Source organism: Variovorax nivicola (assembly GCF_051216475.1).
In the GTDB taxonomy this organism is placed as follows: Bacteria; Pseudomonadota; Gammaproteobacteria; order Burkholderiales; family Burkholderiaceae_C; genus Variovorax.
This window is the reverse complement of record NZ_JBPJZK010000005.1, coordinates 428,254-447,486: the sequence shown is the minus strand read 5'-3', so window position 1 is coordinate 447,486 and position 19,233 is coordinate 428,254. Positions and strand designations below refer to the sequence as shown.

Below are 19,233 nucleotides of genomic sequence, written 5' to 3'. Positions count from 1 at the left end.
GCGAAATTCTCAAAATGAAACAGCTTGCCGTCCGGCGAGCCAGGAAAAGCCGCCCCACACGCGCGAAAAACCACGATGCCCGTCTCTATCGTTTCGCCATCGCCTGAGCGTTCCCTGGCCATTGCCCAAGCCCGCCGCGAAGTGATCGAGGGCGAGTCGGCCGCCCGGGCACGCGGCGCGGCCTGCGTCGATTCGTGGATCACCCGCTCATGGCAGCGCTGCATCGAGGCCGGCCGCCGGCCGCAGCAGCGAGTCAGCTTCGACCCGGTGAGCCGTTCGGCCAGCCTCGATGTCGCCGAGCGAAACCGGGCGCTGGTCTCGGTGGCCCGCCCGGTGATAGAGCGGCTCTCGCGCGCCATTGCCGACACCCGTTATTTCGCCGTGCTGACCGATGCTGACGGCATCGTCATCGACGTGGGCAACCTGCCCGACGGCGCCGATGCCGCCAGCCGTTATGCGCGCGACATCGGGCGCGTCGGCGTCGATCTGTCGGAGCGCGCCATCGGCACCAGCGCCATCGGCACCGCGCTGGCCGAGCAGGAATCGGTGTGGCTGCATCGCGGCGAGCATTTCTTCGACGACACCAGCGTCTACAGCTGCGCCGGCGCCCCGCTCTTCGGCCCTCGGGGCGACTGTATCGGCATGCTCGACCTGACCGGCGTGCAGGTGGTCGAGCGGCCCGAGCTGCGCCACCTGGCCACCCTGTCGGCGCGCAGCATCGAGAACATGCTGGTGATGCGCGAGCCCTGCGAGCTGCTGCTTCACCTGGCCTGGCCGGGCAGCCCGGGCGGCGAGGCCAGCGAAGGGCTGCTGTGCATCGACGCCGGCGGCAACGTGACTGGCGCCAATGCAGCAGCCCGGCAGATGCTGCACCAGCCGCTGCCGCGCAGCGAGCACGCATTGCACTTCAACGACCTGTTCGCGCTGCCGCTGCACATGATGTTCGACGCGGCCCGGCGCAGCGATGCTGTGCTCGAAGTGCCGCTCTGGTCGGGCCTTCGGGTACAGGTGCGGCCCCAGCGCAGCGGCACCGGCGCCACGGCGAGCGGGCCCGTTTCCGACACTCGCCCGCGGCTGCGCGATGTGGAAACAGCGCTGATCCGCAAGGCAGTGGCCGATGCGCGCGGCAATGTGGCGGAAGCGGCGCGGGCCCTGGGCATCAGCCGGGCGACCGTCTACCGCAAGCTGTGGCGTGGACGGCCTGCCGGCGCGCCGGATTGAGCGCCCGCCGTTCAGCTTTCGTTCAGACTCAAGCGCCGACCGGCACCTTGTCCAGAAAGCCCGTCACCGAACTGAGCTTGCCGGCATCGAGCCGCACGAAGTCGGTGCCCTGAATCAGGTCTTCCGCTCCACTCGGCCCCAGCGTCCACGAAAAACGCAGGTGGTCGCCGTGCGCATCGGCCTTGCCCAGCAAGTTGAAACGAAAACCCGGATAACGCTGGTGCACCACGCCGACCAGCGCGCTGATCTGCTCGTGCCCGCTGGCCTGCGCCATCGGGTCCACGTAGTGGGCGTTGGCGGTCCACCCGGCTTCGATCAAAGCGGCACGGCGCGCGGCATCGGTTTCGTTCCAGACGGCGATGTAGCGTTGGGCAATCGCGGTGGCGTCGTGTGCGGCGGTGTTCATGATGACGATTCCTTTCGAGGGTTTCGACCCGCAACATCGCGGGGTGAAGGAATGGTCGCGTCGCACGCGATTCGCGTCGATGACCTGTCAGGTCATGCCGCAGCGTCCATCGAGGCGTTCGCATCCAGCGGAAACACTGGCCGGCGCACCTTGCTGAACGGGAACAGGCTGTAGTCCGAACTGGTGACGCCCGGGCTGTCGCACTCCACCAGCGCGGCCGACAGCGGCTCGAACACCGGCCGGCAATACATGCGCGACTTGAGCAGCAAAAAGCGCTCGGTGCGCGGATCGAGCCCCGCGCATTCGAAGACGCCAATGTCCCACGGCTCCTGCGTGCGCTCGGTCACGACGATGCGCGCCGTGCCGATGTCGAACAGCACCGTGCGCCCCATGCTGCTGCGCTGGCCGGTGTAGGTGGGGCCGGTGATCACGTACTCGCCGTTGCTGATGGTGCGCACGGTACCCGTCAGGCGCACCGGCGTCTTCGAGAGGCCGATGCCTTCGAGCGAGACCTTGTTGCCGAGTGCCACCGTCACCTGTGCGCCCTCGCCCGCTTCGACCAGGTGTGCCACGGCTTCGGGATCGCACAGCGGCCCCACGCCGATGCCATGCAGCCCCTGCGCCAGCGCCTCCTGCAGCACGTCCATGGTGTCGCAGCTACCGCCCGACATGCAGTTGTCGCCATGGTCGAGCAGCAGCACCGGGCGCGTCGCGCCCTCGGCAATCAGCCTGGCGCGCGCAATCGATTGCGCCAGCGGTTCGCTGCGGTAGATGAAGGCTTCGCGCTCCGACCACATCTGCGCGGCGATGCGGTCGGCCGTGGCCTGCGCGCGCTCGGGCGACTGCGCATCGACGACGATCACGCTCATGCACGGCGACTCGATGTCCGACAGCGAGAAGCCAGCGAGGATCGACACCGCGAGCGACTCCGATTTCTCGGCCTCGCGCGCCGCCTCGATGGCGCGCTGCATCGCGCCGGTGAACGACGCGCTGCGCAGCGTGTGCGCCATCAGCGGCAGCCGGTGCCAGCGCATCGCCGGCTTGCTGCGCCCGGCCAGCAGATCGAACATCAGCCGGCCGGCGTGCTCGCCGGTTTCGTACATGTCGATGTGCGGGTAGGTCTTGAAGCCGACGATCACGTCGGCGTTGCCGACCATCTCGGGCGTGACGTTGGCATGCAGGTCGAGCGCCACGCCGATGGGCACGCCCGGCGCCGCTGCACGCAGGCGCACCAGCAGGTCGCCTTCGCCGTCGGCGCTGTTCTGCGCCACCATCGCGCCGTGCAGGTCGAGCAGGATGGCGTCGCAGCCCGGGGCCGCATCGACGATGCACTGCGTCAGCAGCGTGTAGGCCTGCGCATCGACCGGCCCGCTCGGGTTGGCCGAAGCCGACACCGGCGTGACGAGTTCAGCGCCGGCCGCTTCGGCCAGGTCGATGAAGGCCGACATCGCCGTGCGCATGCCCTTGTTGTCCTTGTAGGCCTGCTCGCCGAAGGTCGGGCCATCAGGGCCGAAGGCCGCGAGCGGCGTGGGCACGGGCGAGAAGGTGTTGGTCTCGTGGTTGAGACGCGCTATCAAGACTTTCATTGGGCAAATTTCCCACCGGTTGCCAGCATCGTGATGTCGCCGAAACTCGAACCGTTGCGGTTGTCGGCCTTGAACGTCAGCATGTAGCCACCCAGGTTCATGGGCGGCGAGGTCTCGATGGTTCGCCTGAGCGATTCGGTGGTGATCGGCCCCTTCACGCGCTGCAGCGCTTCGGCAAACGCCTTGGCCGTGATGTAGCCCTCCAGGCCCAGGTAGGAGCCCTCGCCCTCGCTGCCCGCACTCTTTCGCGCGCGCTGGTACTCGTCGACGATCGGGAAGCGGGTCTTCCAGAACGGCGGCATCACCTGCGACAGCACGATGCCGCGGCTCTTCTCGCCAAGCTCCTTGTAGAGCAGGAAAGAGCTGGCCACCGAGTTCGTGTAGATCTGCGGATGAATCGGTGCGGCAACCAGCGCCTTGATGATGTTGATTGCCGGCATGCCCGCCGCAATGACGTACACGGCCTGCGCACCGCTGGCAATGATCTGCTGCGCGGCGCGCGTCGGTTCCTTTTCCTGCGGATCGAAGCGCAGCGCCAGTACCTGGGACAGCCCGTTCTTCTGGAGCGCGTCTATTGCGTCCTTCTCGATGCCTTTGCCGTAAGCGTCGTCGCTGGAGACGATGGCAATGCGCGTCAGGCCCACCGTCGCCAGGTGGGTCATCACGCGCCGCACTTCGTCGGCGTACGACTCGCGCACGTGGTAGATCGGCACCTTTGGCCCGCGCAGCACCGCGGCACCGGTCAGCCCGCCGAAGATGAAGCTGTCGTACTTCGCCGCCACGGGCGCCATGGCCGCGCCGATGCCCGTGCCCATGGTTCCGAAGAGGCAGACCACGCGGTCGGTGCCGAGCAGCTTCTCGGCATTGGCCGCAGCCTTGTCGGCCGCATAGACATCGTCGTACGTGATCATCTTGACGGGCCGCCCGCCGATGCCGCCGGCCTTGTTCAGCTGATCGAACAGCAGCGTCTGGCCTTCCATGAACGCGAGGCTATTGGGCGCCAGCGGCCCCGTCAGCACCGCGGACTGGCCCACCAGGATGGGTTCGGAAGCGCTTGCCGACACGGTCACCCACGCCAGGGTCAGCGCCATCAGGGCGCGGCTCCACGCCTTCACGACACGACTCCCGCGCTTTGCAGCATGGCTTGCAGCAGCACGTTGCAGCCGGCTTCGAGGTGATCGGGCTGCGCATCCTCTATCTCGTTGTGGCTGATGCCGTCGAGGCAGGGCACGAAGATCATGGCCGTGGGGCACACGCGTGCGAGGTACACCGCGTCGTGGCCCGCGCCGCTGATCACGTTCATCCAGGTCATGCCCTGCGCCTGCGCGGCTTCGCGCACGGCGGACACCAGCTTCGGCGTGAATGGCTGCGGCTGGAAGTACACGACCTGCTCCACTGACATCTCGACCTTGCCCTTCGTGGCGATGCGCTGCACCGCTTCTTTAAGCTCGGCATCCATGGCCAGCAGCACCACGTCGTCGGCTGCGCGCAGGTCAACGCTGAGCTTCACGCGGCCCGGGATCACGTTGCGCGAGTTCGGGTAATTGTCGATCCAGCCGACCGTGCCGCGCCCATGTGGCGCGTGGGCAAGCGCAATGCGGTTGACCTCGATCACGAGTTCGGAGGCAGCCAGCAGCGCGTCCTTGCGCAGCTCCATCGGCGTGGGGCCGGCATGGGCTTCCATGCCCTGCACCACCACGTCGTACCAGCGCTGGCCCAGCGCCCCCTCGACCACGCCGATCACTCGCTCGTTGGCTTCGAGCACCGGGCCCTGCTCGATGTGCGCTTCGAAGTACGCGCCCACCGGCGATGTCACCGCCGACGCGGGCGTGCTGCCCGCGTAGCCGATGGAAGCAAGCGCGTCGGACACGCTGACACCGTCGTTGTCGCACTGCACCAGTGCATGTTCGAGCGTGAACGCACCGGCGAACACGCCGGAGCCCATCATCACGGGCACGAAGCGCGAGCCTTCCTCGTTGGTCCATACCGCCACTTCGAGCGGCGCCTCGGTTTCGATCTTCGCGTCGTTCAGGCTGCGGATCACCTCCAGCCCCGCGAGCACGCCATAGTTGCCGTCGAACTTGCCGCCCGTGGGTTGCGTGTCGATGTGGCTGCCGGTGGTGATGGGCGGCAGCGCGTTGTTGCGGCCGGCGCGGCGCGCGAAGATGTTGCCGATGGCGTCCACGCGGACTTCGCAGCCCGCCTCGCGCACCCAGCGCACGAACAGGTCGCGGCCCTGGCGGTCGAGGTCGGTCAGCGCGATGCGGCAGACGCCGCCTTTCTCGGTGGCGCCGAGTTGCGCCAGCTCCATCAGCGAGTTCCAGAGCCGCTGGCCGTCGATGCGGAGTTCAGTGTGTGAGTTCATGGCTTTGCGATAAGGATGAGTGTTGCGGGAAGCCTCAAGCAAGGCCCACGCCCAGATAGCGGTCTTTCACTTCATGGTCGGCCATGAAGGCTTCGTTGCCGGCCTCGTGCACGATCACGCCCTGCTCCACGATGTAGTGGCGGTCGGCCAGCTGCACGCAGACTTCGAGGTTCTGCTCGACCAGCAGGATGGCCACGCCGGCCGCCTTGATGGTCTTGAGCTGCGCGACGATCTCCTCGACGATCACCGGCGCCAGACCCTCGACCGGCTCGTCGAGGATCAGCAGGCGCGGGTGGTTCATGAGCGCGCGGCCAATGGCCAACATCTGCTGCTCGCCGCCCGAGAGCTGCCCGCCGCCGTTGCGCCGCCGCTCCTTCAAGCGCGGAAAGATGCGGTAGATGTCGGCAAGCTGCCAGGGCGATTCGCGCCGCAGGCCGAGCAGCAGGTTTTCTTCCACCGTCAGCAGCTTGAAGACGCCGCGGTGCTCGGGCACCAGGCACACGCCGCGCGTGGCAATGCGGTGCGGCGGCATGCCCGCAATGTCGGCGCCCTGGAAGCGCACGCGCCCGCTCGTGGGCGTGACCGCGCCGGCAATGCTCTTGAGCGTGGTCGACTTGCCCGCGCCGTTGCGCCCCAGCAGCGTGACCAGTTCGGCCTCGCCCACGGTCATCGTCACGCCCTGCAGCACATGGCTCTTGCCGTAGTGGGCGTGGAGCTTTTCGACTTCGAGGATGTTCTTTCCGCCGCTCATGCCTTGCCTCCGGTGATCATGTTGCCCAGGTAGGCAGTGCGCACGCGCGCATCGGCACGGATGTCGCCCGGCAGCCCCTCGGCAAGCACGCGGCCCAGCTGCATCACGGTCACGGTGTCGGAAATGTCCATCACGATGTTCATGTTGTGCTCGATCAGCACCACGGTGTGCCGGTCGCGCAGGCTGCGAATCAGATGCTTCATGTCGTCGAGATCGTCGATGCCCATGCCCGAGGTCGGCTCGTCGAGGAAGATGGCCTTCGGCCTGGCGGCCAGCGCCATGCCCACTTCGAGGCGGCGCTGCTGGCCATGCGAAAGCTCGCTGGCCGGCGTGTTGGCCAGCCGCTCGAGCCCGACGCGCTGCAGCACCTCGTCCACCGTCTGCGTGCAGGCCAGTTCGCCGACCGGCGCGCGCCAGCAGTTCATAGCCTGGCGCGGCGAAACGCCCTGCGCCGCCACGCGCAGGTTCTCGCGCACCGAAAGGCTCAGGAACAGCGCGGTGACCTGGAACGAACGCGCCATGCCGCGCTGCACGCGCCGGTGGTCGGGCTCGCGCGTGACGTCGTGGCCGTCGAACAGAATGCGTCCGCCCGTGGTCGTGCCGGTACCCGTGAGCATGTGGAACAGCGTGGTCTTGCCCGCGCCATTGGGGCCGATCACCGAGTGCACGGTGTTGCGCTTGATCTTCAGGTCGACCCCACCGAGCGCGGCAAACTTGCCGTAGTGCTTGGTGACGCCAATGGCTTCGATGAGAACGTCGCTCATGCCTTCTCTCCTTGCGCGGCGGGCGCATTTGGAGCCGGTGGCGTCCGCCGGAAGATGCGTTTCCAGATGCCCTCGCCCAGCCCCCAGAGCCCGCGCTGCATGCCGATGCTCACGCCGATCAGCAAGAGGCCCAGCAGCAGCAGCCAGCGCGGCCACAGCGTCGAAAGCCAGTCGGCCAGCAGCACATAGAAGGCCGAGCCCAGCACCGAGGCGAACAGGTTGCCGGTGCCGCCGATCACGGTAATGACCAGGATCATCTCGCTCGTGTGGTACTCGGCGTTCGACAGCGGCGCGATGCCAGTCATCATGGCGTGCAGCCCGCCCGCCAGGCCGGTAATGGCGCCCGAGATCACGAAGGCCAGCAGCTTGAAGCGCTTGAGGTCGTAGCCCACGGCGGCGGCCCGGTCCTCGTTGTCGCGGATGGCGAGCAGCGTGCGCCCGAAGATCGAGTCGGTCACGCGCAGCAGCAGGCCGAAAGCGATCAGGAAGATCACCGCGACGAAGGCGTAGTACTTCCATGGCGTGTCCATGAAGCCGGGGCGCGGTACGTCGAGCAGGCCGTTGTCGCCGCCCGTGAGGTCGGTCGCGGTGTAGGCGATGAAATAGAACATCTGCGCGAAGGCCAGCGTGAGCATCACGAAATAGGTGCCGCGCTGGCGGATGGCAACCCAGCCGACCACCGCCGCGCCAATCGCACCCATGGCCATGGCCGCGAGCAATGCAAGCGGCATGGGCAGGTGCAGGCGCGTGAGCAAGATGGCGATGGTGTAGCTGCCCAGCCCGAAGAAGATGCCCTGCCCGAAAGACAGCAGCCCCGTGTAGCCCAGCAGCAGGTTGCAGCCCAGCGCGGCCAGCGCGTAGATGAGCACCTCGCTCGCGAGCGAGCCCGAGCTCAGCACCAGCGGCAGGCCCAGCGCAGCGATCAGCGCCAGAAGGAATGTGATTTTTCTCGGCATGGCTTGTCCGTTCATGCTTTTCGGCCGAGCAGGCCATGCGGGCGCAGCAGCAGCACTGCCGCCATTGCGATGTAGACCATCAGGCTCGCCCCCGGCGGCCAGATGGTGCTCATGAGGCTTTGCACGATGCCGATCAGCAGCCCGCCCACGAGCGCACCGCCGAAGCTACCGAGCCCGCCGATCACCACCACCACGAAGGCCACGCTCAGCGCCTCGACACCCATGAAGGGCTCGGCCCCGCGAATGGGCGCGGCGAGCACGCCAGCCAGCGCAGCAGTGGCCGCGCCGAGCGCGAACACCAGGCTGAACACGCGGAACACGTTGATGCCGAGCAGCGACACCATCTCGGTCGATTCGCTGCCCGCGCGCACCGCGCTACCCAGGCGCGTGCCTTCGAGCACCCACCACAGCAGCACCGCGAGCACGGCGGTGAAGCCGATCACGAACAGCCGGTACTTGGGATAGACGAAGGCGCCCCACATGACCACGCCCTGCAGCAGGTCGGGTGTGGCCACGCTGTTGCCCAGCGGGCCCCAGAACACGATCACGATCTCCTGCACCGCGAGCGCGAGGCCCACCGTCACGAGAATATGGAATTCGTGCGCCTTGGCGTACACGCGGCGCAGCAGCAGCTTCTCGGCCAGCCAGCCCAGCGCGCCCACAGCGAGCGGCACAACGAGCAGCGCGAGCCAGAAGTTCAGGCCCCACTGCATGGCCTGGTAGCACAGGTAAGCACCCAGCAGATAGAAAGCCCCGTGCGCGAAGTTCACGAAGCGCAACAGGCCGAACACGATGGACAAGCCAACGGCCAGCAGGAAATACAGCATGCCAATGCCGATTCCGTTGATGGTCTGGAGCAGATAGACGGACATGGGCGCGTCGGTGTCCTTGCGTGCTCAGGCCAGCTTGCAGCCGGTCTTGTCGACGGGCAGGAACGACTTGCCCGAACTCACTACATCGACGTAGTCGGCGGCGTCCTTCATCTTCGACTTCGCCTTGCCCTTGAGCAGGTAGTAGTCCTTGATGACCTGGTGGTCGGCCTTGCGGATTTCTTCCGTGCCAGTGAGGCCGTCGAACTTCATGCCTTCGAGCGCGGCGATCACCGCCTTCTGGTCCACGGTGCCGGCCTTCACGATGCCGTCGATCAGGATCTTGGTGCAGACGTACGAACCGGCGAGGCTGTAGTTGGGCACGATCTTGAGCTTGTCGGCCGTGCGCTTCACCAGGTCCTTGTTGAGCGTGGTGTCGGCCGTGTGCCAGTACTGCGCGCCGAAGTACACGCCGTCGCACAGGTCGGCGCCGAGCTCGTCGAACTGCTCCAGCCCCGAGGCCCAGGCCATGAGGATCGTCATGTTCTTGTGCATGCCGAAGCTCACCGCCTGGCGCAGCGCAGCCGACGACTGCGCGCCGAAGTTCAGCAGCAGCAGAACGTCGGGCTTGGCCGCCATGGCGTTGGTGAGGTAGCCGCTGAACTCCTTCTCGTTGAGCGAGTGGTAGCTGTTGCCCACGTGCTCGATGCCCTTCTCCTGGAAGATGTTCTTGGCCGCGCTCAGCAGGCCGTCGCCGAACACGTACTGCGGCGTGATCGTGTACCAGCGCTTGGCCTTGGGCATCGAGGCAATCAGTGGGCGCACCGTTTGCTCGATGGCGCCGAAGGTGGGCACCGACCAGCGGAAGGTGGCGGGGTTGCAGTCTTTGCCGGTGATTTCATCGGCGCCAGCGGTGGTGATGAACAGGCCGCCGGCCTTCTCGGCCTCCTTGCCCATGGCCAGCGCTTCCGACGACAGGATGCCGCCCGCGAAGAACTTCGCGCCCTGCTGCTGCGAGGCTTCCTGCACCTTGCGCACGGCGGTGGCCGGCTTGCCTTCGGTGTCGAGCACCGTGTAGGCCAGCGGACGCTTCAGCACGCTGCCGTACTGCTCGATGGCCAGCTTCATGCCCAGATCGGCGAACTTGCCGTTGGCCGCGAACGCGCCCGACATCGGCACAGGGCAGCCAAAGCGGATTGCGTCCGCCGATTGGGCAAAGGCGGCGCGGCCGCCCAGGAGCGAAGCGGGGGCAGCCGACAGGGCGGCCAGCTGAAGAAGGTGTCTGCGTTGCATGAGTTCTCCGGTCGTGGTGGGAAGTAAGGAAAAGGTGGTGCCTGCGAGCGCTGGCGAATTTAAGCGGATAAATCGGATTAATATGCTGGTGAAAACCCGCTAGCAAACCTTGTGCCCAATACCAGACTGCCTCTTCGCGTGACGCCGTTTAAGATCGCCCGCTGTTGCGCATCCCGCGCATCTCCCGATGTGCATGGAGCGTGTGAATGAGAGTGGGGCAGAACCGCCCGAAGCGGCAAAAGCTCTCGGACGTCATCGTCGAAGACGTCAAGCGCTGGATCGTGGCGGAGCGCAAGCAGCCTGGCGACCGGCTACCGAACGAGAAAGAACTGATCGAGCTTTTCGGCTATTCGAAGAGCACGGTGCGCGAGGCATTGAAGGCGCTGGAGGTGCGCGGCCTGATCGCCATCCGCACCGGGCCCGGCGGCGGGGCCTACCTGCAGCAGGTGTCGGTCGAGCATGCGTCGGAGCCGCTGCGCAACTTCCTGCACTTTCACCACCTCGACGGGCACCACATCTATCAGTTGCGCAAGGCGCTGGAGCCCGAGCTGGCCGTGAGCGTGGTCGGCAAGCTGGCGCCCGAGCAGTTCGAGCAGCTCGAAGAAAACATTCGCCTGTGCACCATCGAGCCGACCAACGAGGACGAACTGCGCATGCAGCGCGAGGCCGAACTCGCGTTCCACACGATGCTGGCGGAGAGCTGCCCCAATCCGGTGCTCTCCTTCATGTGCCGTTTTCTCAACGACCTGCTGCGCGACCTCGTGGTCTACAAGAAGGCACTGGACCATCATCACTTCGGCGAGGCCAACGTCGACTACCACACGCAGCTGCTGGCGGCCTACCGCAAGGAAGACGCCGATGAGGTGCGCCGGCTGATGTCCGAGCACATGGTCGATGCCGAGCAGCACATGCATGAGATGGAAGCGCACATCGGCGCCAAGCATCTGCTGCTGCCGAGCGGGCAGCGCTGACCTGCTTTACCGGTGCGCCTTCTCCAGACACTCCTGAAACGCCAGCACCGCCCGTGACGGCTTCGGTGAGCGCCGCAGCAGGCTGACGAAGCGGCACGCATAGTTGAAGCGCGCCGGCAGCACCGCCTTCATGAGCCTGCGCTGCTCGAACACCTGCGCATAGTGGTCGGGCAAAAAGCCCAGGAAGCGCCCCGAAAGAATCAGCGTTGCAATCGCCTCCTGGTCGAAGCCGGTGGCCTTGCGCGACAGCTTCGCGCGGTGGCTCAGCTCCATGTTCGGCGAGTGGTAGCCAAGCCCCGCGAAATGATGCTCGCGCAGTTTGGCCCAGGTGAGCCTGGCGTGATCGGCGCCGAACAGCGGGTGCCTCGCGCCGCAATACAACAGCATGGTCTCGTCGAACAGGTCGGCGTACACAAGGCTCTTGGAGCTGCGATGCGCCGGGATGATGCCGATCTGGAAATTGCCCTCCAGCACGCCCTGCTCTATGGCGTTGATCGAGCCCACGTGCAGCGCCAGGGTCACCTCGGGCGCGATTTCGGTGAAACGCGCGATGGCCTCGCCGATGTGCGCCTTCGGATTGGTCGCGGTCTTGTCGAACAGCGCCACGTCCAGCTGCCCGCCCATGCGGTTGTGGATGTCGTCGATGCTGCCGCGGAAGGCGTCGACGGAGGCCAGCAAGCGCAGCGTCTCGTCGTACACGCGCTGCCCCTCGGCGGTGAGCGCAAAACCCGCCCGCCCGCGCCGGCACAGCACGAGGCCGAGCCGCGTCTCCAGGTCTTTCACGTGGCGGCTCACGGTGGAGGTGCCGATGTTCAGCTCCAGCTCGGCGGCCGCCATGCCGCCGCAGTCGACCACGCTCTTGAACACCTTGAGCAGGCGCAGGTCCATGTCGCTGAGCTGCCCCAATACGGCGCGATTACGAGCACCGGTTTGGGCACTGTTTTGGGCACCGCTTTGAGCTTTCGCCTTTACTTGCATAAAGTGTCAAGTGAACATTGATATTGCGCCATTCTCCACACTGAAGGCTCTGCCAACAATCGGCACATCCCATCACCCCCGGAGCCCGCCCTGTGCGGGAAGCGCCATGACCCTTGCAACGCCCGCCATCGAACCGACGCCCACCGCGCGCACCGACGCCGCCTGGCTCGACGCGCACTGGATGCCCTACACCGGCAACCGCAACTTCAAGGCCGATCCGCGGATCATCGTGGAGGCCAAGGGTGCCTATTTCACCGATGCCGACGGCCGCAAGATCTTCGACGGCCTCTCGGGCCTGTGGTGCTCGGGCCTCGGCCATGGCCGCCCCGAAATCACCGAGGCGGTAAGCCGCCAGATCGCCAAGCTCGACTACTCGCCCGCCTTCCAGTTCGGCCACCCGCTCTCCTTCGAGCTGGCCAACAAGATCAAGGAAATGACGCCCGCGGGCCTCGACTACGTGTTCTTCACCGGCTCGGGCTCCGAAGCCGCCGACACCTCGCTGAAGATGGCGCGCGCCTACTGGCGCACCAAGGGCCAGGCGAGCAAGACGCGCCTGATCGGCCGCGAGAAGGGCTACCACGGCGTCAACTACGGCGGCATCTCCGTTGGCGGCATCGCGGCCAACCGCAAGCTCTTCGGCCAGGGCGTCGAAGCCGACCACCTGCCGCACACGCAGCTCGCATCAAACGCCTTCACGCGCGGCATGGCCGAGAACGGCGCCGAGCTGGCCGACCGCCTGCTCGACCTGATCGCGCTGCACGACGCATCGAACATCGCGGCCGTGATCGTCGAACCCTTCGCGGGCTCGGCCGGCGTGGTGATTCCGCCCAAGGGCTACCTCAAGCGCCTGCGCGACATCTGCACCGCCAACAACATCCTGCTGATCTTCGACGAAGTGATCACCGGTTTCGGCCGCTGCGGCGCGCTCACCGGCGCGGAAGCCTTCGGCGTGACGCCTGACATCATGAACATCGCCAAGCAGGTCACCAACGGCGCGCAGCCGATGGGCGCCGTGGTCGCCAGCAAGGAGATCTACGACACCTTCATGGCCGCGGGCGGCCCCGACTACATGCTCGAGTTCCCGCACGGCTACACCTACGGCGCGCACCCCGTGGCCTGCGCCGCCGGCATCGCTGCGCTCGACGTGCTGCAGAAGGAAGACATGATCGGCCGCGTGCAGGCGCTGGCGCCGCATTTCGAGAACGCCGTGCACAGCCTCAAGGGCAGCAAGCACATCACCGACATCCGCAACTACGGCCTCGCGGCCGGCCTCACGATCGCCGCGCTGCCGGGCGAGCCCGCACGCCGGCCGTACGAGATCGCGATGAACTGCTGGAAGAAGGGCTTCTACGTTCGCTACGGCGGCGACACCATCCAGCTCGCTCCGCCCTTCATCGCTGAGAAGGCCGAGATCGACCGCATGGTCAACGCACTGGCGGACGCGCTGGCCGAAACGGCCTGAGCCAGCTTCAGCTCCCGGCCTGATCGGAGGCCGGGTCCTACAGGCGGCGCGCCGGCCGCCTTCCAATAATCGGCGGGATGACGGTACTGAGCAGCGACATCCCCGCCCGCCTGGACCGCCTGCCGTGGTCGCGCTGGCACTGGCGCGTGGTGATCGCGCTGGGCGTGGCCTGGGTGCTCGACGGGCTCGAGGTCACGCTGGTGGGCTCCATCGGCGCGGTGCTGGAGCGGCCCGACACGCTGGGGCTCACAGCCGGCGAGATCGGGCTGTCGGGCTCGGTGTACGTGGCGGGCGCTGTGCTCGGCGCCCTGCTCTTCGGCCGGCTCACCGACCGGCTCGGGCGCAAGAAGCTCTTTCTCGTCACGCTGGTGGTCTACACGGTCGGCACGCTGGCCACGGCGTTTTCTCCTGACTTTGCTTTCTTCGCGCTGTGCCGCTTCGTCACGGGGCTGGGCATCGGCGGCGAGTACGCGGCCATCAACTCGGCCATCGACGAACTGATTCCGGCGCGCGTGCGCGGGCGCGTCAACCTCGCAATCAACGGCAGCTTCTGGATCGGCGCGGCGCTGGGCGCTGGGCTCAGCCTGGTGCTGCTCGATGCGCGAGTGATCGGCCCGGTGTGGGGCTGGCGCGCGGGCTTCGCGCTGGGTGCGGTGCTGGCGGTGGCTATCTTGCTGGTGCGGCGCGACGTGCCGGAGAGCCCGCGCTGGCTCATTGCACACGGACGCGCCGACGAGGCGAAACGCATCGTCGACCGGATCGAAGCGGAGATCGAGGCACAGCACGGTCCGCTGCCCGCGCCGCAAGGCCCCGGCGTGAACTACACGGCCGCGCGCGCCAACAGCCCGTCGATGCGCGAAGTGGCGCGCGTGCTGCTCAAGCGCTACCCGCAGCGCAGCGTGGTCGCGCTGGCGCTGATGATCTCGCAGGCCTTCTTTTACAACGCGATCTTCTTCACCTACGCGCTGGTGCTCACGCGCTTCTACGGCGTGCCCGAAGGCGACGTGGCGCTCTATATCTTTCCGTTCGCGCTGGGCAACGTGCTCGGGCCGTTGCTGCTGGGCCCGCTGTTCGACAGCGTGGGCCGGCGCCGGATGATTGCGCTGACGTACGTACTCGCGGGCGTCGGCCTCGCGCTCACGGGCTGGGCCTTCATGATGGGCTGGCTCGATGCGCGCAGCCAGGCGCTGTGCTGGTCGGCGGTGTTCTTCCTGGCGTCGGCGGCGGCGAGCTCGGCGTACCTCACGGTGAGCGAGGTGTTTCCGCTGGAGATGCGGGCCATGGCCATCGCGATCTTCTATGCGGTCGGCATGGGCGCGGGCGGCTTCGCTGCGCCGCTGCTGTTCGGCCTGCTGATCGAGACCGGCAGCCGGGGCGCGGTGATGGTGGGCTATGGCATCGGCGCGGCGCTGGTCATCATCGCGGGGCTGCTGGCCTTGCGCTATGCAGCCGACGCTGAGCGCAAGCCGCTGGAGGAAGTGGCGCCGCCGCTGTCGTCGGAAGCCGGCGGCGAACGCTGACCGTCTCTACAGCGCGCAGGTTCTGAAGCCGAAGAAGCCGTCGTCGCGCTCAGGCAGCGCAAAGCCACGGCGGCGCGGAGAACGCAGACGCGCACGCGTCGCGAACGAAGCCCCGCGCAGCACGCGCGCCCTGCCGAAAGCGGCCGCAGGGTCGAACTCTCCCCCCGCGCTCCACGGGTCGGCCCGATACCCGGGCCACGGCTGCAGCGTGCCCGCCGTCCACTCGTGCACATCGGCCCAGCGGAAGCCACGCCGCGCGGCTGTGTGCGCGGCGATCTCCCATTCGACCTCGGTCGCGATGCGCCGTCCGGCCCAGCGTGCCCAGGCATCGGCCTCCCACCAGCTCAGATGCACGGCGCTGTGGTGGCCGGCCGCACGCACGGTCGCGCCAAAGCGCTGCTGCAGCACCGAACCGCCCGTGCCGTTGCGGGCCGCGCCGATCTGCTCGACGTGGCGCGGCCCGCGCCGGCCCTCGATCTGCGCCCCGAGCCAGCGCCAGCCTTCGCCGTGCCACAGCTCCTCGCGGTCGTAGCCGCCGTCGTCGACGAATTCGATGTACTGGTTCCAGGTAACGGGCTGCGCGTCGATCTCGAACTCGGGCACGTCGACCCGGTGCGCCGCGCGCTCCTGCGCGAAGGCGAAGCCGCCCTCGGGCATGCCCAGCTCCCAGCGCGTGGCCGGCAGCAGCAGCGGCTCGCGCGTGACGGCGATGGGCGCCTGCTCGACGCCCAGGGGCAGCCCCAGCGTCTGCGCCATCACCACGAACTGCTCCCCGCGCAGGTCTTCGTGGAACAGCGCGAGGCGGTAAAAGTACAGGCCGGCATCGGTCTCGGCCGCGTTCTCGAGCAGCTCGAGCGTGCTCTCCAGCGTCTCGAGCAGGTAGGCCTTGGTCTGGGCAAGGTCCGGCAGGTCGGGCGACCAGCGGCGGCCCGGCGTGCTCTGCGACGGGTTCCACCAGTCGTCGGCGCCGGGGTCGATGGGCGCCAGGCGCGTGGGCCGCACCGGGCAGTCGACGCCGAAGGCCCGCTGGGTATTGCGCCCGATCCACCATTCGGCGAACCAGCCGATGTGGCCGGCCAGCCAGACTGGCGGCACCACGCCCTCTTCCTCGGGCACGGGCGGCACGGCAAGCGCCTCGGCGCCCAGGGCTTCCTCGTAGAGCGACAGCAGGTGCAGCGTGTGGTTGCGCGCGTCGATCAGCGCCAGGGACAACAGCTCGCGGCCCGCGCGGCACATGTCGGGCGAATCGATCGAATGGGGCAGGCCCATGGCGCCCGAAGGCGTCGAAGGCGGAAGGCGCGAAGACATGAACGATTATGGCGACCAGGGCCGCCTCCCACGCCCCGGACAAGACCCGGATTCCGGGTAAACCCCGCCCCTTGTGCCAAGTAAATACAAAGGTTCAACGGGGTAACATCTCGGGCTTTGCGCAGCTCCCACCAGGGGCCGGCGTTTCACCTTGGGCTTCGCGGGAGACACCCCCTTGTCTGCATTCCTCAAATTCGCGACCGGCATGGACTGGATCAGCGAAAAACTCGGCAAGATCGCCGGCTACGCCGTCCTGGCGGCCTCGCTCATCTCGGCGGCCAACGCCCTCGTCCGCTACGGCTTCGACTTCAGCAACAACGCGTTCCTCGAGATCCAGTGGTACCTGTTCGCCGCCACCGTGATGCTCGGTGCACCGGTGGTGCTTCGCTTCAACGAGCATGTGCGCGTGGACATCATCTACGGCAAGCTCAAGGGCTACGGGCCGGTGTACGTCGACCTGTTCGGCCTGATCTTCTTCCTGCTGCCGGTGATGGCCCTCTTCACCTACGTCACCTGGCCCATGTTCTGGAACATGTGGGTCACGGGCGAGATGTCCGGCAACATCGGCGGCCTGATCCGCTGGCCCGCCGCGCTGCTGATGCCCGTGGGCTTTGCCGCGATGTTCCTGCAGGGCGTTGCCGAAATCATCAAGCGCATTGCCTACCTGCGCGGCCTGATCGAGATGGACACGCACTACGAGAAGCCGGTGCAGTGAAAGGCGCTTTTCGCATCCCTCGCGCCCCTTCTGGTCTAGCCCTCTCCCGCACCGCAGGATAAGTAGAAATGCACATGGAAAATTTCGCCCCGATCATGTTCGCGGGGCTCGTGGTGATCATGCTGATCGGGTTCCCGGTCGCGTTCTCGCTGTCCGCCCTCGGCCTGATCTGCGGCTTCTTCGCCATCGAGATGGGCTGGTTCCCGGCCGGCTTCATGGCCAACCTGCCGCTGAACGTGTTCGGCATTCTGTCGAACGAGACGCTGCTCGCGATCCCGTTCTTCACATTGATGGGAGCCGTACTGGAGAAATGTGGATTAGCGGAGGACATGCTCGACTCGATGGGCCAGCTCTTCGGCCCCATCCGCGGCGGCCTCGGCTACTCGGTGATCATCGTGGGCTTCATCCTCGGCGCCATCACCGGCACGGTGGCCGGCCAGGTGATTGCAATGGCGATGATCTCGCTGCCGATCATGATGCGATACGGCTACGACATGCGCTACTCGACCGGCGTGCTCGCCGCGTCGGGCACCATCACGCAGCTGGTGCCGCCTTCGCTGGTGCTGATCGTCATGGCCGACCAGCTCGGCACCGACGTGGGCCAGATGTACAAGGGCGCCTGGGGTCCGTCGATCCTGCAGGTCATCATCTTCGCGATCTACACCTTCATGGTCGGGCGGCTGCGCCCGCACTTCGTGCCGGGCCTGCCGGCCAGCGCACGCACGCTGAACGGATGGGCGCTGTGGGGCAAGTGCCTGCGCGGCATCATCCCCTCGGCCATCCTGATTTTTGCGGTGCTCGGCTCGATGGGCGGCCTGCCCTTCATGGACAAGGCCATCGCCACGCCGACCGAAGCCGGCGCAATGGGCGCGGTGGGCTCGCTCGTCCTTGCGCTGATCCACCGCCGCCTGAACTGGCAGCTGATGAAAGACGCGATGGAAGGCACCATGCGCCTCACGGCGATGGTGGTGTTCATCCTCATTGGCTCGCGCGTGTTCTCGCTGGTGTTCCAGGGCGTCGACGGCGCCAAATGGATCGAGCACATGCTCTCGGGCCTGCCGGGCGGCCAGGTGGGCTTCCTGATCGCGGTGAACATCTTCGTGTTCTTCCTCGCGTTCTTCCTCGACTTCTTCGAGATCGCGTTCATCATCCTGCCGCTGCTGGGCCCCGTGGCCCACAAGCTGGGCATCGACATGGTGTGGTTCGGCGTGCTGCTGTGCGTGAACATGCAGACCTCGTTCATGCACCCGCCCTTCGGCTTCGCGCTGTTCTATTTACGGGGCATCGCCGACACCCTCTTCAAGAACGGGGCGCTACCCAAGAAGGTGGAGTCGCGCGACATCTACCTCGGCGCCGTGCCGTGGGTGCTGATGCAGCTGCTGCTGGTGGCCATCGTGATCTTCTTCCCGCAGACAGTCACCGTGTTCCTCGAGAAGGAAAAGGTCGTTGACATCGACAAGGTCAACCTCGACATGCCCGCCGACGCAGAGCCGCCGCCCGCACCCGACAGCAACGGCGTGAACATGGAAGACCCGTTCGGCAACGAGAAGAAGACGCCGGAAGAAACACCGGCGCCGCCGCCGGCTTCCGGCGAAGCCACCAAGCCGTGAGCGACGACGACGGCGGCAGCAGCCCTCCGCTCGAAAGCCCCGCCTTCCCTGCGCTGCTGCGCACGCTGGCGGTGGTGCTGGTGGTCGATCTCTTCGCCTTCGCGATCTGGAGCCTGCCTTCGCTGCGCAGCACCGCGTGGTCCACGAGCGCCCTCGTGGTGTTCGGCATTGCGGCGCTGTGCGTGGTGTGGGTCGGCTACTGGATCGTCTACAGCCGCACGCGGCTCGAAGGCGACGTGCTGATCCAGACCTGGCTCTGGAACAAGCGCGTGAGCGCGCAGGAAGTGGCCCAGCTCAAGCTGGTGCACATCCGCATGCTCGAGCGCGTGATCGCGCCACGGCTGCTGGTGCGGCGGCGCTACGGCGGCATGACATGGTTCCACTCGGCCGATGCGAGCGTGCTCGTGGCCTTCGGCGAACAGGTGGCGAAGCGCTCCATTCCACCGAAGCCGGACGCATCCGAACCCGAGACCGAGTCAACGAAATAAAAAAGCCCCGCTGGAACCAGCGGGGCTTTT

At 66.8% G+C, this 19,233-nt stretch carries 18 protein-coding genes; 7 read left to right on the top strand and 11 right to left on the bottom strand.

Annotation, left to right across the window (positions count from 1 at the left end):
• Window positions 1-75 precede the first annotated feature (75 nt).
• A complete protein-coding gene (locus ACSFBF_RS22400) occupies window positions 76-1,221 on the top strand; it encodes a helix-turn-helix domain-containing protein (protein ID WP_435470783.1) in 1,146 nt (381 codons plus the stop codon).
• A gap of 28 nt (window positions 1,222-1,249) precedes the next feature.
• Here the strand turns inward: ACSFBF_RS22400 and ACSFBF_RS22395 are convergent, their stop codons facing one another.
• The 9 genes from ACSFBF_RS22395 to ACSFBF_RS22355 form a co-directional block, all read right to left on the bottom strand.
• Window positions 1,250-1,627 (bottom strand): nuclear transport factor 2 family protein, encoded by a 378-nt coding sequence (locus ACSFBF_RS22395; RefSeq protein WP_435470781.1) that lies wholly within the window; start codon window positions 1,625-1,627, stop codon window positions 1,250-1,252.
• A gap of 92 nt (window positions 1,628-1,719) precedes the next feature.
• The gene (locus ACSFBF_RS22390; protein WP_435470779.1) at window positions 1,720-3,213 is read right to left on the bottom strand and encodes a M81 family metallopeptidase; all 1,494 of its coding nucleotides are present in this window, start codon (window positions 3,211-3,213) and stop codon (window positions 1,720-1,722) included.
• Window positions 3,210-4,328: an ABC transporter substrate-binding protein gene (locus ACSFBF_RS22385; protein ID WP_435470777.1), complete on the bottom strand. Its 1,119-nt coding sequence runs from the start codon at window positions 4,326-4,328 to the stop codon at window positions 3,210-3,212. Before ACSFBF_RS22385 ends, ACSFBF_RS22390 begins: the two co-directional genes overlap by 4 nt.
• A complete protein-coding gene (locus ACSFBF_RS22380; RefSeq protein WP_435470775.1) occupies window positions 4,325-5,578 on the bottom strand; it encodes a Zn-dependent hydrolase in 1,254 nt (417 codons plus the stop codon). The genes ACSFBF_RS22385 and ACSFBF_RS22380 overlap by 4 nt, the downstream gene beginning before the upstream one ends.
• 34 nt (window positions 5,579-5,612) lie before the next feature.
• On the bottom strand, window positions 5,613-6,329 hold the full coding sequence (locus tag ACSFBF_RS22375; RefSeq protein WP_435470773.1) for an ABC transporter ATP-binding protein: 717 nt from the start codon (window positions 6,327-6,329) through the stop codon (window positions 5,613-5,615).
• Entirely contained in the window at window positions 6,326-7,093 is a 768-nt protein-coding gene (locus ACSFBF_RS22370; RefSeq protein ID WP_435470771.1) for an ABC transporter ATP-binding protein, read from the bottom strand. Before ACSFBF_RS22370 ends, ACSFBF_RS22375 begins: the two co-directional genes overlap by 4 nt.
• A complete protein-coding gene (locus tag ACSFBF_RS22365) occupies window positions 7,090-8,049 on the bottom strand; it encodes a branched-chain amino acid ABC transporter permease (RefSeq protein WP_435470769.1) in 960 nt (319 codons plus the stop codon). Before ACSFBF_RS22365 ends, ACSFBF_RS22370 begins: the two co-directional genes overlap by 4 nt.
• A gap of 11 nt (window positions 8,050-8,060) precedes the next feature.
• Complete coding sequence (locus tag ACSFBF_RS22360; RefSeq protein WP_435470767.1) at window positions 8,061-8,921, bottom strand: branched-chain amino acid ABC transporter permease; 861 nt, start codon at window positions 8,919-8,921, stop codon at window positions 8,061-8,063.
• 24 nt (window positions 8,922-8,945) lie between these two features.
• Window positions 8,946-10,151 (bottom strand): ABC transporter substrate-binding protein, encoded by a 1,206-nt coding sequence (locus tag ACSFBF_RS22355; protein ID WP_093050006.1) that lies wholly within the window; start codon window positions 10,149-10,151, stop codon window positions 8,946-8,948.
• A gap of 206 nt (window positions 10,152-10,357) precedes the next feature.
• Here ACSFBF_RS22355 and ACSFBF_RS22350 point away from each other — a divergent pair, with 206 nt between their 5' ends.
• Entirely contained in the window at window positions 10,358-11,122 is a 765-nt protein-coding gene (locus ACSFBF_RS22350; RefSeq protein ID WP_435470765.1) for a FadR/GntR family transcriptional regulator, read from the top strand.
• Window positions 11,123-11,128: 6 nt separating this feature from the next.
• Here ACSFBF_RS22350 and ACSFBF_RS22345 read toward each other — a convergent pair whose 3' ends face one another.
• On the bottom strand, window positions 11,129-12,100 hold the full coding sequence (locus tag ACSFBF_RS22345) for a LysR family transcriptional regulator (protein ID WP_435470763.1): 972 nt from the start codon (window positions 12,098-12,100) through the stop codon (window positions 11,129-11,131).
• A gap of 106 nt (window positions 12,101-12,206) precedes the next feature.
• On the opposite strand from ACSFBF_RS22345, the gene aptA reads away from it, so the two are divergent.
• Together aptA and ACSFBF_RS22335 are read left to right on the top strand one after the other, a co-directional pair.
• The gene (aptA, locus tag ACSFBF_RS22340; protein WP_435470761.1) at window positions 12,207-13,562 is read left to right on the top strand and encodes an omega-aminotransferase AptA; all 1,356 of its coding nucleotides are present in this window, start codon (window positions 12,207-12,209) and stop codon (window positions 13,560-13,562) included.
• 77 nt (window positions 13,563-13,639) lie between these two features.
• Window positions 13,640-15,082 carry an MFS transporter gene (locus ACSFBF_RS22335; RefSeq protein ID WP_435470759.1) on the top strand — a complete coding sequence of 481 codons (1,443 nt, stop codon included), beginning with the start codon at window positions 13,640-13,642 and terminating at the stop codon, window positions 15,080-15,082.
• Window positions 15,083-15,088: 6 nt separating this feature from the next.
• On the opposite strand, the gene ACSFBF_RS22330 is transcribed toward ACSFBF_RS22335, so the two are convergent.
• Window positions 15,089-16,390, bottom strand: coding sequence for an SUMF1/EgtB/PvdO family nonheme iron enzyme (locus tag ACSFBF_RS22330; RefSeq protein ID WP_435470757.1), 1,302 nt, complete (start codon window positions 16,388-16,390; stop codon window positions 15,089-15,091).
• 175 nt (window positions 16,391-16,565) lie between these two features.
• Here ACSFBF_RS22330 and ACSFBF_RS22325 point away from each other — a divergent pair, with 175 nt between their 5' ends.
• The 3 genes from ACSFBF_RS22325 (at window position 16,566) to ACSFBF_RS22315 (ending at window position 19,203) form a co-directional block, all read left to right on the top strand.
• Window positions 16,566-17,105 (top strand): TRAP transporter small permease subunit, encoded by a 540-nt coding sequence (locus ACSFBF_RS22325; protein ID WP_435470755.1) that lies wholly within the window; start codon window positions 16,566-16,568, stop codon window positions 17,103-17,105.
• 68 nt (window positions 17,106-17,173) lie between these two features.
• Window positions 17,174-18,715, top strand: a complete 1,542-nt coding sequence (locus ACSFBF_RS22320) for a TRAP transporter large permease (RefSeq protein ID WP_435470752.1) — start codon at window positions 17,174-17,176, stop codon at window positions 18,713-18,715.
• The gene (locus ACSFBF_RS22315) at window positions 18,712-19,203 is read left to right on the top strand and encodes a hypothetical protein (protein WP_435470750.1); all 492 of its coding nucleotides are present in this window, start codon (window positions 18,712-18,714) and stop codon (window positions 19,201-19,203) included. Before ACSFBF_RS22320 ends, ACSFBF_RS22315 begins: the two co-directional genes overlap by 4 nt.
• The last annotated feature ends 30 nt before the right edge of the window (window positions 19,204-19,233 follow it).

Bases quoted from the DNA above. Each gene is read 5' to 3' on its own strand.
- ACSFBF_RS22360 (WP_435470767.1), bottom strand. From the start codon at position 8,921: ATGTCCGTCTATCTGCTCCAGACCATCAACGGAATCGGCATTGGCATG.
- ACSFBF_RS22375 (WP_435470773.1), bottom strand. From the start codon at position 6,329: ATGAGCGGCGGAAAGAACATCCTCGAAGTCGAAAAGCTCCACGCCCAC.
- ACSFBF_RS22370 (WP_435470771.1), bottom strand. From the start codon at position 7,093: ATGAGCGACGTTCTCATCGAAGCCATTGGCGTCACCAAGCACTACGGC.
- ACSFBF_RS22365 (WP_435470769.1), bottom strand. From the start codon at position 8,049: ATGCCGAGAAAAATCACATTCCTTCTGGCGCTGATCGCTGCGCTGGGC.
- ACSFBF_RS22355 (WP_093050006.1), bottom strand. From the start codon at position 10,151: ATGCAACGCAGACACCTTCTTCAGCTGGCCGCCCTGTCGGCTGCCCCC.
- ACSFBF_RS22320 (WP_435470752.1), top strand. From the start codon at position 17,174: ATGCACATGGAAAATTTCGCCCCGATCATGTTCGCGGGGCTCGTGGTG.
- aptA (WP_435470761.1), top strand. From the start codon at position 12,207: ATGACCCTTGCAACGCCCGCCATCGAACCGACGCCCACCGCGCGCACC.
- ACSFBF_RS22330 (WP_435470757.1), bottom strand. From the start codon at position 16,390: ATGTCTTCGCGCCTTCCGCCTTCGACGCCTTCGGGCGCCATGGGCCTG.
- ACSFBF_RS22345 (WP_435470763.1), bottom strand. From the start codon at position 12,100: ATGCAAGTAAAGGCGAAAGCTCAAAGCGGTGCCCAAAACAGTGCCCAA.
- ACSFBF_RS22395 (WP_435470781.1), bottom strand. From the start codon at position 1,627: ATGAACACCGCCGCACACGACGCCACCGCGATTGCCCAACGCTACATC.
- ACSFBF_RS22335 (WP_435470759.1), top strand. From the start codon at position 13,640: ATGACGGTACTGAGCAGCGACATCCCCGCCCGCCTGGACCGCCTGCCG.
- ACSFBF_RS22380 (WP_435470775.1), bottom strand. From the start codon at position 5,578: ATGAACTCACACACTGAACTCCGCATCGACGGCCAGCGGCTCTGGAAC.
- ACSFBF_RS22400 (WP_435470783.1), top strand. From the start codon at position 76: ATGCCCGTCTCTATCGTTTCGCCATCGCCTGAGCGTTCCCTGGCCATT.
- ACSFBF_RS22350 (WP_435470765.1), top strand. From the start codon at position 10,358: ATGAGAGTGGGGCAGAACCGCCCGAAGCGGCAAAAGCTCTCGGACGTC.
- ACSFBF_RS22390 (WP_435470779.1), bottom strand. From the start codon at position 3,213: ATGAAAGTCTTGATAGCGCGTCTCAACCACGAGACCAACACCTTCTCG.